The 13,292-nt window shown below is 44.5% G+C and carries 10 protein-coding genes, 1 tRNA gene and 1 pseudogene; 7 read left to right on the top strand and 5 right to left on the bottom strand.

Annotated elements, in window-relative coordinates; all coding sequences use genetic code 11:
• Nucleotides 1–112: 112 nt before the first annotated feature.
• Both galA and B0I27_RS08935 read left to right on the top strand, forming a co-directional pair.
• Complete coding sequence (gene galA / locus B0I27_RS08940) at nt 113–2,992, top strand: beta-galactosidase GalA (protein WP_106292886.1); 2,880 nt, start codon at nt 113–115, stop codon at nt 2,990–2,992.
• An 18-nt stretch (nt 2,993–3,010) separates the two neighbouring features.
• Nucleotides 3,011–3,466 carry a family 43 glycosylhydrolase gene (locus B0I27_RS08935; RefSeq protein WP_106292885.1) on the top strand — a complete coding sequence of 152 codons (456 nt, stop codon included), beginning with the start codon at nt 3,011–3,013 and terminating at the stop codon, nt 3,464–3,466.
• A 15-nt stretch (nt 3,467–3,481) separates the two neighbouring features.
• Here the strand turns inward: B0I27_RS08935 and B0I27_RS08930 are convergent, their stop codons facing one another.
• Together B0I27_RS08930 and B0I27_RS08925 are read right to left on the bottom strand one after the other, a co-directional pair.
• Nucleotides 3,482–4,465, bottom strand: coding sequence for a hypothetical protein (locus tag B0I27_RS08930; RefSeq protein ID WP_106292884.1), 984 nt, complete (start codon nt 4,463–4,465; stop codon nt 3,482–3,484).
• A gap of 364 nt (nt 4,466–4,829) precedes the next feature.
• Nucleotides 4,830–7,004 carry a glutamine synthetase III family protein gene (locus B0I27_RS08925; RefSeq protein ID WP_106292883.1) on the bottom strand — a complete coding sequence of 725 codons (2,175 nt, stop codon included), beginning with the start codon at nt 7,002–7,004 and terminating at the stop codon, nt 4,830–4,832.
• 352 nt (nt 7,005–7,356) lie between these two features.
• Here B0I27_RS08925 and B0I27_RS08920 point away from each other — a divergent pair, with 352 nt between their 5' ends.
• From B0I27_RS08920 to fbp, 3 genes are read left to right on the top strand one after another with little or no spacing between them, the layout of a single operon-like run.
• Entirely contained in the window at nt 7,357–8,070 is a 714-nt protein-coding gene (locus tag B0I27_RS08920; protein WP_106292882.1) for a tRNA1(Val) (adenine(37)-N6)-methyltransferase, read from the top strand.
• A gap of 9 nt (nt 8,071–8,079) precedes the next feature.
• Nucleotides 8,080–8,574 (top strand): metallophosphoesterase family protein, encoded by a 495-nt coding sequence (locus B0I27_RS08915; RefSeq protein WP_106292881.1) that lies wholly within the window; start codon nt 8,080–8,082, stop codon nt 8,572–8,574.
• 19 nt (nt 8,575–8,593) lie between these two features.
• Nucleotides 8,594–9,637, top strand: coding sequence for a class 1 fructose-bisphosphatase (fbp, locus tag B0I27_RS08910; protein ID WP_106292880.1), 1,044 nt, complete (start codon nt 8,594–8,596; stop codon nt 9,635–9,637).
• Here fbp and rnhA read toward each other — a convergent pair.
• Complete coding sequence (rnhA, locus tag B0I27_RS08905; RefSeq protein WP_106292879.1) at nt 9,632–10,090, bottom strand: ribonuclease HI; 459 nt, start codon at nt 10,088–10,090, stop codon at nt 9,632–9,634. The genes fbp and rnhA overlap by 6 nt on opposite strands.
• A gap of 169 nt (nt 10,091–10,259) precedes the next feature.
• On the opposite strand from rnhA, the gene B0I27_RS08900 reads away from it, so the two are divergent.
• Nucleotides 10,260–10,335 (top strand) — tRNA-His (locus B0I27_RS08900).
• Here B0I27_RS08900 and B0I27_RS08895 read toward each other — a convergent pair.
• Both B0I27_RS08895 and B0I27_RS17810 read right to left on the bottom strand, forming a co-directional pair.
• On the bottom strand, nt 10,300–11,433 hold the full coding sequence (locus B0I27_RS08895; RefSeq protein ID WP_342751873.1) for a recombinase family protein: 1,134 nt from the start codon (nt 11,431–11,433) through the stop codon (nt 10,300–10,302). The two genes, B0I27_RS08900 and B0I27_RS08895, sit on opposite strands and share 36 nt — an antisense overlap.
• A pseudogene (locus B0I27_RS17810) lies at nt 11,410–11,604 on the bottom strand (recombinase family protein); the annotation flags it as partial. The pseudogene B0I27_RS17810 and the gene B0I27_RS08895, both read right to left, overlap by 24 nt.
• Before the next feature lie 465 nt (nt 11,605–12,069).
• On the opposite strand from B0I27_RS17810, the gene B0I27_RS17650 reads away from it, so the two are divergent.
• The gene (locus tag B0I27_RS17650) at nt 12,070–13,260 is read left to right on the top strand and encodes a DEAD/DEAH box helicase (RefSeq protein ID WP_219905000.1); all 1,191 of its coding nucleotides are present in this window, start codon (nt 12,070–12,072) and stop codon (nt 13,258–13,260) included.
• The last annotated feature ends 32 nt before the right edge of the window (nt 13,261–13,292 follow it).

The following is a 13,292-nucleotide window of genomic DNA, read 5'->3' as shown; positions in this document are numbered from 1 at the left end:
CAAAGATAATGATGATGAAGACATTTACAGACATAAAAATCCGCCGTTTTTAAGGTAATTCACTGAACCTTTCTATCTTTAGATAGCCAAAACGAACCTAGATCTATAAACCATGAATATATCGGGGATACGCCTGCTTCTCTGTTGCCTGACCCTGCTTCAAAGCTTTGTCTACGCACAAATAGAAGTTAAGAATAAGCGAGAACGCTTGCTAATGGATTTCGGCTGGCGTTTCTCCTTTGGTCATCCTTACCAGACCGAGAAAGATTTCCATACCGGAACAGGCTACTTCTCTTATCTGGCAAAGGCCGGCTATGGTGACGGCGCCGCCGATCCTGCGTTCGACGATCGCTCCTGGCGCAAACTCAATCTTCCCCATGACTGGGCCGTAGAGCAGGATTTCAACGAAAAAGCGAGCTTTAGTCACGGCTTTAAAGCCATCGGGCGTAATTTTCCTGATGCCAGTGTGGGCTGGTATCGCAAGACCTTCAGCATCCCGGAGTCGGATCTGGGCCGGAAGATATCCATTGAGTTCGACGGTGTCTTCAGGAATTCGGCGGTTTGGATCAACGGTCACTATCTGGGTACAGAAGAAAGCGGCTATAACAGCTTTCGATATGACCTTACGGACTACCTGAACTATGGGGGCAGCAACGTAATAGCTGTACGAGCAGATGCAACCATGGAAGAGGGATGGTATTATGAAGGCGCGGGTATTTACCGGCATGTTTGGCTCAGTAAACACGATCCCTTGCATGTGGCCCCTAACGGAACCTTCGTTACAACGAAAGTTGCGGGGACAAGTGCACAAGTGCAGGCCCTGGCCAGAATCAGTAACGAATCACCAACCGGAAAGCTATTTACGGTGGTACAAATCATCACCGATCCTGAAGGGAAGCAAGTAGCCCGGGGAAGTAAGGAGAAGATATCTCTGTCGCCATTTAAAGACCTGGAAACCACGATCTCATTAACCGTAAATGACGCCAAGCTATGGGATCTCGAAAATCCGAATTTATACAAGCTCAGTACCACCATCATAGAGGGCTCTACTGAATCCGACGGGTATGAAACTCCTTTCGGTATCCGTACCATCCGCTTTGACGCCAAAGAAGGCTTTTTTCTCAACGGCAAGCATGTCAAACTTAAAGGAACCAATAATCACCAGGATCACGCGGGTGTAGGTACGGCTCTGCCTGATGAACTGCAGTATTACCGCATCAGGAAGTTGAAAGAAATGGGCGCCAACGCCTACCGCTGCTCGCATCATCCACCAACGCCTGAGTTACTTGAAGCATGCGACAAATTGGGTATGCTGGTTATCAATGAAAATCGTCTGATGGGCACCAATGAGCACATGCAGGGGGATATGAGGCGGCTCATCATGCGCGACCGCAACCACCCAAGCGTCATCGCCTGGTCTATAGGAAACGAAGAATGGGCCATAGAGAATAGCGAAACCGGCGCACGCATTGCCAAAACGATGCAGGCTTATGCGAAGAGTCTGGATTCAACACGCGCAATCACAGTAGGGGTCAGCGGAGGCTTCCAGAGCGGTATATCCGACGTGATTGACGTGATGGGCTACAACTACCTCGGCAACGGTGATATCGATGCCCATTACAAACGCTTTCCCGGCCAGCCGGGGATGGGTACCGAGGAAGGATCAACTTTCGCTACAAGGGGAATCTATGTGGATGATGCCGCCCGGCAGCATATTGCAGCCTATGATAAGAAGCCGCGTCCGAGCTTCTATAGCATCGAAGAAGGCTGGAACTTCTATGCAAGCCGTCCATACATGGCGGGAATGTTTATCTGGACGGGTTTCGATTACAGAGGCGAGCCAACTCCTCACGGCTGGCCATCGGTAACTTCCTACTTCGGCATGATGGATCTCTGCGGATTTCCCAAAGACAATGTCTTTTATCTAAAATCCTGGTGGCAAAAACAGCCCGTCCTGCATATTCTCCCTCATTGGAACTGGAAGGGCAGGGAAGGAGAGGAGATCGACGTCCGCATTTACAGCAATTGCAATGAAGTGGAACTCTTCCTGAATAAAAAGAGTCTGGGCAAAAAGCCGATGAAGCTCCATTCACATCTTCAATGGAAAGTGCCCTATGCAGCCGGAAAGCTCGAAGCTATAGGGTATAGGGATGGGAAAGAGATCCTGACAGAATCCAGGACCACCAGCGCTGAAGCCAGCCAGATTAAGCTGTCAGCACATAAGAACACGCTGCAGGCAAACGGAGAAGATTTAGCGGTGATCACCGTAGAGGTAGGCGATAAGAATAATATCCCTGTACCTACAGCGGAGAACGAGATCAGCTTCTCAATTAGCGGACCAGGCAAGATTATCGGCGTCGGCAACGGCAACCCTTCCTCACTAGAGCGGGAAAACTTTGTTGATCAGATCAGAAATGTGGGGATCAGCGGGATTATGGAAAAGGCAATACCGGATGTCGCGAGCGGTCAGCAATATCTGAACGATCATAAAGACAGCACCTGGAAGGATGCTTTCATCGGTCGCGACTATAAAAATCTTGCCGCCGCCTATATGCACCGGGGTACATTTGAACTTCCTCCAGACTACGAAGCTTCCACCGTTACCTTCTTTTACAAAAGTATCGGTACAGATCAGCACCTCTATATCAACGGCAAGGAAATAGCCAAAAGCATTAACGATTCAAAAGAGGGTCATGTCTTTAAGCTCAACCACGCTATGCTCAGGCCAGGAGTCAACGAGTTGACTGTCATCGCGGTGCCTCTTCCGAAGAAACGCGATTGGGATAAGGTCAACACCGATCCCGGCACTATACAGATCCTCAAACCGGCAGATCCCTGGAAGAGAAAACTGTTCAGTGGTCTCGCACAAGTCATCGTGCAGACAAGCGGAGAAAGCGGGGACATAAAAATACAAGCCAGTTCATCAGGACTCAAAACCGCGACCTTAACTATACAGGCACGACCAGATGAAACAAAGGCCGGCTTAAAGTAATACATCAAGAAAAGGAATATGAAAAAGACATTAGTACTCCTTGGGCTGCTCAGCGCAGCGACCATTAGTCGGGCGACGGCACAGACCCAAAAGAACTTTATCAGTAATCCCATAGTCAGCGGGTATTTTGCAGACGCCACAATTGTCAAGGATAAAGACACCTATTACATCTACGCCACCATCGACCCATGGGGTGCAGACGAGTTGGCAGTGCTTCAAACAAAAGACTTTAACGACAACCCTATTCTCAGTACGACACCGGATAGCACCACTTACGGACCCGGACACCATACCGTGTTCCGTGAAGGCAAGCAAGATTACATCCTTTACCACCGCCTCAAGCCAAACAAAGAAAAGGCTGTGCTTCGTCAATTATGTATCGACTCACTAAATTACAATGCAGACGGAAGCATCAAAAAGATCATTCCGAAAGGAGTGAGCTCTTTTATAAAGGCCAGTACTGCGCGGAAATAGAGAACGGAGTAGAATCTAGGATTTGGAAGAAAACGACACCCGCTTCCCTGGCTGGAAATTCGTGTTGTTTTCGTCCACCTTCGCTCGTTTCTTTGTGGTTATTGTCGTTGTCTGCGTTACTGTCCCTTTCCTTCGTTCCTGATCCCTTAGCAGTCTGTTTCCCTCATAACACATATTGTGAATAGATGCTCCCCTTAGTTGCTGCGCCTCATTAAGTTTCATATTCACAGGTCCCGTAGGGTACCCTCCCGGTTCTTCCGCGTGGAAAGCAGCGATTATCGAACATGGACTGAACTCCTTGCTGTTGAGCAATACATAGCCTTCTTCCATCCTGGTCTCGCTATAAGCCAGCAAGGATACGCTGAGCATCAGCAGCTGATCCGCTTCCGGCCGGGTTTCAAAGCGGATTTCCTGGGCTTCCAGCTTTCCCTGCCAGCGGAACTCCAGGTCTTTCACTTCCAGATATTCGTAGTACTCCTTCCTGAAATTGAAGCCGATCAGGCTGAAACGGAGCCTGTACTTACTCACCGGTTTACTGATGCTTAGCGGTACCTTCAGGTCAGTTTTGGCGTTCAAAGCTCCCATGAAAACGCTTAGGCGACCTTCCTCATCCCGCTCCACCCGCTGGCTAACCTGCAGTACTTCGCTCATACGGCTTTGGATATTGAAGTCCATCCCGATGAGGCTTTCCAGGTCTGCATCATGCAAGTCGCGCTGACCAACGCTTCCGCGTAAGCTATTGCGAATCCCCCGGTACACCAGCTGTGTGCTGCGGCTGACCGCCTCGCCGTCCCGGTGCACATAGGCCGGCTCAAAGGCCTGACGGATTACTGCCGCCGTCGTACTGGAGAGACCGAACTCCGTGGAGGCCCGGATGCTTGCACTGGTCTGTTCGAATTTACGGGGTTTCCCCTGGATGATGTTCAATTCGCGGTAGCCGCGATATACAACGGAACCTGCTGTTCCGCGTACGATTCCTTTCTTGTCTACTTTTGCCATGACGTTGTTTGTTTTGGAGGGCAAGGTAGTGCGGCAGAGAAGGCGCGACGATTTTTTCGCCAAAATCGACAAAATTTTATGGATTTTTTAAAATTCCGTACCTCAAAAGCAGTCAAGTATAGCAAAGACTGATCTCAGAAATCCTTTATATCAAGCCCTGACCAGCCTGCTAAAAAGCCCTGATAAGTCCGACCTCATGCTGCTCAGGTCGGACTTATCAGGGAATAATGAGTGCCTGTTATCGGCTGCATACAACCATTGTGTTTAATCGATCGAAAAGATGTGCAATACCGGTAGGTATGAACGCAAAAAGGGGTGTATCACAGTCCGTGATACACCCCTTCGGATATTTGCAAAAAGAAAATTACTTAATGAATAGCAACTCGCTCAATTTAGGGAGTGGCCAAACGCTGTCAGCAACGATTTTCTCCAGCTTGTTTACATGGTAGCGGATAGGGTCGAAGTATGATTTAACGTTTTCGTCATAAGCGATTGCCTTTTCACGTGAATCTTCAATAACGTTCGCTTTCTTACGCTCGTTAATCATGATTGTCGTGTTCGACTTAATAAAGTTCACATGGTAGGAAATCTTTTTGATGATCTCCATTTGCGCCGCGTACGACTCTTCGTCCAATCCAAGATCTTTAAGACCCTTAACATTATCGATCAGAGTAGTCTGGTAGCTTACTGCGGCAGGGATGATCACACTGTTTACCATTTCGCCCATCACCCTTGCTTCAATCTGTAATTTCTTAAAGAAGCTTTCCAAGAGGATTTCATGTCTTGCATGACTCTCACGCTGTGTATAAACACCAGCTTCTTCAAATAAGCGGGTTGTTTTTTCGGTAATCAGTACGTCTAGAGCCTTAGGAGTAGTCTTGATGTTAGAAAGACCTCTTTTTTCAGCTTCTTCAGCCCACTCGTCACTGTAGCCGTTTCCTTCGAAACGAATCGCTTTAGATTCTTTGATATAACGTTTGATGACAGTCATCAACGCCACATCTTTTTTCTCGCCTTTCTTAAGCAATTTATCCACCTCTACTTTGAACTTGCCAAGTTGCTCAGCAACGATAGTGTTCAAAATAGTCATCGGATTAGCAGAATTTGCCATAGAACCTACTGCACGTAATTCAAACTTATTACCCGTAAAGGCGAAAGGAGAAGTACGGTTACGGTCGGTATTGTCAAGTAAGATCTGAGGAACCTTAGGGATGTGCGTCCATAAAGCAGGCTCCTGCTTCATTTTGCTCGTTACACGAGAAGTCTCGATCTCGTCAAGAACTTCATTCAGCTGAGTACCCAGGAAAATGGAGATGATCGCAGGAGGAGCTTCGTTCGCACCAAGACGGTGGTCGTTGCTAACCGAGGCGATAGAAGCGCGTAACAGGTCAGCATGCTCATAAACCGCTCTGATCGTGTTTACGAAGAAGGTAAGGAACATCAGATTGTTCTTCGGAGTTTTTCCGGGAGCAAGCAGATTCTTGCCGGTGTTGGTAATCAGCGACCAGTTATTGTGCTTACCTGAGCCATTTACTCCGGCGAACGGTTTCTCATGTAGTAAAACCTTGAAGTGATGACGACGGGCAACCTTATCCATTAAGTCCATTAATAGCTGGTTATGGTCGATCGCCAGGTTCATTTCCTCGTATAAAGGAGCACACTCAAACTGAGATGGGGCAACCTCATTATGACGGGTTTTTAAAGGAATACCCAGTTTTAACGACTCCGTTTCAAAGTCCTGCATGAAAGCAAGCACACGCTCAGGAATAGATCCGAAATAATGATCTTCCAGCTGCTGATTTTTAGCAGACATGTGGCCAAATAGCGCTCTTCCGGTAGTATATAGGTCTGGTCTTGCATTGAACAAGGACAGGTCAACAAGGAAATATTCCTGCTCAATACCCAAAGAAACAGAAACTTTCTCAATGCCCTTATCGAAGTATTGAGCAACAGATACAGCAGCTCTGTCAAGTGCAGAAATTGCTTTTAGTAAAGGAGCCTTATAATCCAGTGATTCGCCTGTGTAAGAGATGAAAACCGTTGGAATGCAAAGCGTTTTGCCCATGATAAACGCAGGAGAAGAAGGATCCCATGCGGTATAACCTCTTGCTTCGAAAGTGGTACGGATACCACCGTTAGGGAAGCTGGAAGCATCAGGTTCCTGCTGAGCTAGAGCTTCGCCAGAGAATTTCTCAATTCCAAAGCCGTCACCGGTTGGCTCAAAGAAAGAATCATGTTTTTCAGCCGTAGTTCCAGTAAGGGGTTGAAACCAATGCGTATAATGTGTAACACCCACGCTCATAGCCCAGGCCTTCATTGCAGAAGCAACTTGTTCTGCAACCTCGCGGTCAATTCTTTCTCCGTTGATGATCGAATTGTCTACGCTTGCAAAAGCATCTTTAGAAAGATACTCTTTCATTTTACGTTTGTCAAAAACGAGAGAAGCGAAGTAATCTGAAATTTTTGGGGACGGCGAAGTGACCTCAGGAACAGTCCTGGTTAGAACGGCATTTAATGCCTGGAATCTAAGACTTGACATGATTTAATGTTGTTTTTTAAAAATATTTAAATAAAATATTCGTGTTGGGCTCAAATATTTATATAATCTAGCTAAAAAACTAATAAAATATGAAATTAATGATGTTGTATGACAAAAGGTATGCGTTAATGTCGGTTTGTCGGGTTTAGGAGGGGTTAATGTAAAATTCAACTCAAAATAGTCACTATTATCTAAAAAACTTGCGGTAAGCGTGGGTTCGCATCAGAAACGTTTCTGCTGGCTTGTTCTTTGTCCGTTCGGATGACCGGTTTTCTTTAAGGGGGCTGATCATCAATTATAGAAATTCTTACATTTGGAGATCAGTCTGTACCGGCAAGTTCACCAGAAATAGATGAAGAACATCTTCCGCTTTAAACAATTCAGTGTCGACCAATCCGGTTGCGGCATGAAAATCAACACCGACGGAGTATTGCTAGGAGCCCTGGCTACAGTACCAGGGCCGGAAAGGATTCTGGATATCGGGGCGGGGACTGGCGTTATTTCGCTTATGCTGGCGCAGCGTTTTCCGAAGTCCAAAGTCGACGCCGTCGAAATAGATCCTTCCGCAGCAGAGGCCGCGCGGGGAAACTTCGTATCGTCGCCCTTCGCCGATCGGCTGTGCCTGATAGAAGGTTCCTTTCAGGACTATAGCACACAGCCGGAAGCTCCGGCGTACAACATGATTGTGAGCAATCCGCCTTTTTTCCTGAACTCGCTAAAAAACCCTGATCACCAGAAGAAGCTGGCCAGGCATGCGGAAGAAGGGTTCTTTGACGCCTTGATGCAGTTTGCAGAAAAACATCTTCGTTTGGAAGGAGAACTATGGCTGATATTACCTACAGAAGCAGCCGATAAAACCAGGAACATTGCGGTAAGCATGGGTTTTCATCTAACAGGAAGTACGGAAGTTAAATCTTTCGAAGCCGACTTACCACACCGGGAGGTCCTTGTTTTTTCCAGGAAGCAGAAAAAAAAAGATACAGCCTCATTGATTATTTATGAGGCACCAAAAATATATACAAAAGCATATAAGGAGCTGCTTCGCGACTTTTTAATCATTTTTTAGAATCATAATATGAAACGGATCGGACTACTTTCAGATACCCACGGGTTTCTGGATGATGCGGTTTTTAAACATTTCGATCAGTGCGACGAAATTTGGCATGCGGGTGATTTTGGCAACATTGAACTTGCTGATAAATTGGCGGCTTTTAAGCCACTTCGGGGAGTTTACGGGAATATTGATGGTAAGGATGTGCGGATTTGTCACCCGCTGGATCTGCGTTTTATGTGTGAGGGTGTGGATGTGTGGATGACGCACATTGGTGGGTATCCGGGAAAATATGACGCAAGGATCCGCACAGAATTATACAATAATCCTCCCAAACTTTTCATCTGCGGACACTCCCATATCCTAAAAGTTATCTTTGATAAAAAGATCGGTACTTTACACTTAAATCCCGGTGCTGCGGGAAAACAAGGATGGCATAAAGTGCGTTCTATGTTAAGATTCAGCGTTTCTGAGGAAAATATTTCTAACTTAGAGATCATAGAATTAGGAAATAGATAATGTATAAAATACACTAAGTATGTCGGTAGTTAAAACGTTAGGCCAGTTTATTATTGAAAAACAAAAAGACTTTCCCTATGCAAAGGGTGAGCTGTCCCGCCTGTTAAGGGATATTGGAATTGCCTCAAAAATTGTGAATCGTGAGGTAAATAAAGCAGGTCTGGTAGACATTCTTGGTGAAGTAGGTACTCAGAACAGTCACGGCGAGTCGCAGAAAAAGCTTGACGTGTTCGCTAATGAGCAGTTTATCTCTGCGCTTACAGTAGGCGGGGAGTGCTGTATTGTAGTTTCCGAAGAAAATGATGAACCTATCTACATCAATTCGGAAGTATCTCCCAATGCCAAGTACATTGTCGCAATCGACCCTTTAGACGGCTCATCCAACATTGATGTTAATGTTTCTGTAGGAACCATTTTTTCTATTTATCGCAGGCTTTCTACAGATGGACCGGCGCAGCTTAAAGATGCACTTCAGAACGGTACGGAGCAGGTTGCTGCCGGCTATGTCGTTTATGGATCGTCAACGATGTTGGTCTACACCACAGGAAAAGGCGTTAACGGCTTTACACTCGATCCTTCTATTGGCGAGTTTTGTCTTTCCCATCCGGATATGAGCATGCCAAAGGACGGCTATATCTATTCACTAAATGAAGGAAACTATGTTCATTTTCCTCAAGGTGTGAAAAAGTATCTTAAATACTGTCAGGAAGAAGACGCTTCGACAAACAGGCCATATTCTTCGCGCTATATAGGTTCGATGGTTGCCGACTTACATCGCAATCTGCTCAAAGGAGGTATATTCATCTATCCGAGTACGGCGAGTGCGCCAAACGGGAAGTTGAGGCTGGTGTATGAAGGAAATCCAATGGCTTTTATTATTGAGCAGGCCGGAGGACGGGCTACAAACGGCTTTAAGCGAATTCTGGACACGGAAGTCGAATCGCTTCATCAGCGTTCGCCCATATTCCTGGGATCAGAGAACATGGTGCTTAAAGTGGAAGAGTTTATGCGGGAATATTGTCCGGAACTAGCTCCCAAAGAAGTCGAAAGCTCAGAATTATAATGCCTCTGCCTCGAAAAAGGTATCTACTAATAATTTATCTTTTTGTTGAGCTGCTGCGACCGCCAAACGGTCGCAGCGTTCGTTTTCAGGATGTCCGGCGTGGCCCTTAACCCACTGAAAGCGTACTTTATGCTGCTTGTATATCTGCAGGAAGCGCATCCACAGGTCTTTGTTTTTCTTGCCTGCGAAGCCCTTGCTCACCCAACCAAACACCCATCTCTTCTCTACCGCATCGACAACATATTTGGAGTCGGAGTAGATGACAACCTCTTGTCCCGGCTTAGTCAGCGCTTCCAGTCCCACAATAACCGCCAAAAGCTCCATCCTGTTATTGGTTGTTTTCCTGAAACCTGCCGACAGTTCCTTGTAGTGAGGGCCTGATCTGAGCACCACACCGTAGCCTCCCGGTCCGGGGTTACCACTAGAAGCACCGTCAGTAAAGATCTCGATCATGTTGCAGAGGGGTTTTAGAGCTGGCAAAAATAGCAAGATAAAGGAGAATAGTGGGGAAGGGAGAGAAGGTTTAAAATCATTGCGTTCAGAATTAGGGAGTTAATGAAATAGTAAATTTAAAATTTGCATAATGTGATTTTTGAGTTATTTTTGCAGCATAATAAAGCACGGTGGTTTTAGCTCAGTCGGTTAGAGCGCCTGATTGTGGTTCAGGAGGTCGTGGGTTCGAGCCCCATATTCCACCCTTTATGGGGCAAAGTCTTTAAACGAGATTTTTGCCCCATTTTTTTTTGCCCGTAACTCTTTGTTTCCAGATAGGTTATCTCTGCAATCGAGTTAATATTCATGGTTCGATACCCATCTTTGTCATAAATTAACATTCCAATAAAAATTGTCTCTACTAGGTATCTTTTGTCTTCAATCGTGGCTGTTTGATAAAGACGAGGAAGATAACAGAGCGTTTTTATCGCATTGATCACCAGAGGTTGAATATTGATTTTAGGTTCAAATCGCTCTTTAAGTGCTGTTAGCTTAAGATTTATTGCTCGTACTTTGCTGTCATAATGCATTTTTAGGTTTTTAAAATCAGATGGTTCGATCTTTCCGGCGAGCAAAAGTTCTCTAGCATTAATACTCTGATAGTCTAGTATATGCAATTCATCTATATAGTCCTGTCTCATGGCGGAAGCCGTTTTTCTCACTTCGTTATAAGTGCTTATAATTTCTTGTAAGAATTTTGGCTGATCTCTTTTGGCAATCCTGAAGAGTTTTAATTCTTTGATGAAATTCTGGTTTACCTGATTGGCATTGAACCTTACTTTGCATGGCGATTTACAATGGTAATAAGCAACATAAGTTTTACGACCCTTAGATGCACTTCCTGTAAGCATTCTGTGGCAATTAGGGCATCTCAAAAAACCTCGAAGCGGTAGATCTTCTGGCGTAGCAATTGCAGATTTTTTAGGTTTAACATCTCCTTTCAATACATTTTGAACTTTGTCAAAGAGCCTTTCGGTTATCAATGGTTCATGCAGCCCTTTTATGATGTGTTCTTCTTCTCCATCTATTTCGCGAACCCTGATTTTTCCACAATAGATCCAATTTCGTACAAGCGAATGAAAGTTATTGATGCTACAGGTAAGGCCAAGTTTAAACGCCTTTCTATGAACTTCCGCCATTGAAGACATACCTAAAGAAAGCTCTTGAAACGCCCACCTGATGGCGGAAGCGTATGGCTCCTCTGGTGCAATATATTTCTTGCCGTCTTCGTATGTCTTGTTTTTATATCCCAATGGTGCCCTGCCAGACCAATTTCCCTCCTTTTTGGCCCTCCTCATGCCCATTTGAGTATTAAGGCTTCGTCGATCATTTTCGATTTCCGGTATAGCCAAGTACAATGCAAGCATTAATTTGTTCTCAGGAACATTTAAATCCAATGGCTGCTCTACTGCCTGTGGGTTAGTTCCCATCCTTTTTAGGTTTGCCAACACCTGATAAGTATCACAGGTATTGCGGCTAAATCTATCTCATTTTGTAAAGAGGAGGAAATCCGACAGGTGTTTACGCAAATAGGTAGTGAGCTTCATCCATTCTGGTCGTTTGAAGGATTTTGCAGAATGGTCTTCTGTGAAAATTTTTAAAATGCTAATGCCATGCAGTTTGCAGTAGTTACTTACATCTCCTGCTGAGCTCTTAATGAATAACCCCTCAATCCCTGTTCATCTGTACTTACACGGAGGTATAAAATTGCTGTTTTCATAATTTAATTTTCTTGCAATGATTATACAGCGATGGGCATTTGCCAAATCTTGGCAAGATTACGATATATTGGGTTGGGAAATACTCTAGTAGGTATAAATTTATTTAACATGCATCCTACGGGAATCCGTAATGTGTTACATAAATAAGGCTTTACATTTACTGAATCAGTCTGTAAGTGTCAGAATATCTATATATTAGTAAGTATCTATTTAAGCTCCATGATCAATACAAAACTTCCAAAAGTCCTCAATATACTGTATAATACTGGAGGCAATAAGATCATCCAATATTGCGGTGAAAACTCTGTTCTTGAAAACTGCATTTTAGAGAGTAGAGACCCGTTTATAATCAACAGTGGGGATAGGCGTTTTGTAATTACTACGAATAGAGATTTTGTTTCTGAAGACCATTTCTATGTGTTATTATCTTCAAGGGTCCCTACAAAAAGGGATTTTGAAGCTGAGAATTTGAATTTGATAGAATGGCTTAAACACCCATCGATTACGCAATCGACGCCACAAGAAGTTACTGCATCATGGTCGGAGAGTTTCAATTTTATTAAGGAAGATACCGAAAATAACACTGATGGCCTGCGTACCCCACAGCTTGGGGCTATACATTCTATTCTGGCGCACCAATATAGTGGTGATGATATTGGTATAGTAGTTATGCCTACTGGAACTGGAAAAACAGAAACCATGATCTGTTCAATGGTTGCAACCCCAGCAATTAAATTATTAGTTACTGTTCCCTCTCATTCATTGCGTACACAGCTTTTTGAAAAATTTCTGACTTATGGTTTATTAAAACGCTTTGGTGTAGTAGGGAATGAAGCCATCAACCCACATGTGGGAATTTTAACTTCAGGAGTGAGCACTCTTGAAGACCTGGAAGAATTTATATCTCGATCTAATGTAGTCATTACTACGATGGCTATAGCCTCTGGTGCTACCCAAGAACAAAAAGCGTTAATGTCAGAGAAATTTTCGAATCTTTATGTTGATGAGGCACATCATTCTGAAGCGACTACCTGGCAGGATTTTATTTCGCGTTTTGCTAAGCATAAAGTATTTCTTTTTACCGCCACGCCTTATAGGAACGATGGGAAAAGGCTTAAGGGAAAGTTTATTTTTAATTTTCCACTTCGAAAGGCTCAGGAACAGCGTTATTATAAAGAGATCAAATTTCTGCCAATAAGAGAATATGACCGCTCTAAAGCAGATAAAATGATTGCTGATAAAGCAGTATCTACACTTAGATCAGACATCGAAAATGGATACCCACACATCATATTAGCCAGATGTATGACTAAGGATAGAGCGGAAGAGGTCTTCCAGTACTATTCACCGCATGCTGATCTTAACCCGGTTGTAGTACATAATAACAAACCTGGACTAAAAACACCATAAAGGCTATTAAAGCCAAAGAACATTCTATCATT

The organism is Arcticibacter pallidicorallinus, assembly GCF_003002875.1.
Lineage (GTDB): Bacteria > Bacteroidota > Bacteroidia > Sphingobacteriales > Sphingobacteriaceae > Arcticibacter > Arcticibacter pallidicorallinus.
The sequence above is the reverse complement of the archived record's forward strand: the minus strand, read 5'-3'. Positions and strand labels throughout refer to the sequence as shown.

Coding starts and splice junctions, on each gene's coding strand:
- galA (WP_106292886.1), top strand. CDS start 113: ATGAATATATCGGGGATACGCCTGCTTCTCTGTTGCCTGACCCTGCTT.
- B0I27_RS08935 (WP_106292885.1), top strand. CDS start 3,011: ATGAAAAAGACATTAGTACTCCTTGGGCTGCTCAGCGCAGCGACCATT.
- B0I27_RS08930 (WP_106292884.1), bottom strand. CDS start 4,465: ATGGCAAAAGTAGACAAGAAAGGAATCGTACGCGGAACAGCAGGTTCC.
- B0I27_RS08925 (WP_106292883.1), bottom strand. CDS start 7,004: ATGTCAAGTCTTAGATTCCAGGCATTAAATGCCGTTCTAACCAGGACT.
- B0I27_RS08920 (WP_106292882.1), top strand. CDS start 7,357: ATGAAGAACATCTTCCGCTTTAAACAATTCAGTGTCGACCAATCCGGT.
- B0I27_RS08915 (WP_106292881.1), top strand. CDS start 8,080: ATGAAACGGATCGGACTACTTTCAGATACCCACGGGTTTCTGGATGAT.
- fbp (WP_106292880.1), top strand. CDS start 8,594: ATGTCGGTAGTTAAAACGTTAGGCCAGTTTATTATTGAAAAACAAAAA.
- rnhA (WP_106292879.1), bottom strand. CDS start 10,090: ATGATCGAGATCTTTACTGACGGTGCTTCTAGTGGTAACCCCGGACCG.
- B0I27_RS08895 (WP_342751873.1), bottom strand. CDS start 11,433: ATGGGCATGAGGAGGGCCAAAAAGGAGGGAAATTGGTCTGGCAGGGCA.
- B0I27_RS17650 (WP_219905000.1), top strand. CDS start 12,070: ATGATCAATACAAAACTTCCAAAAGTCCTCAATATACTGTATAATACT.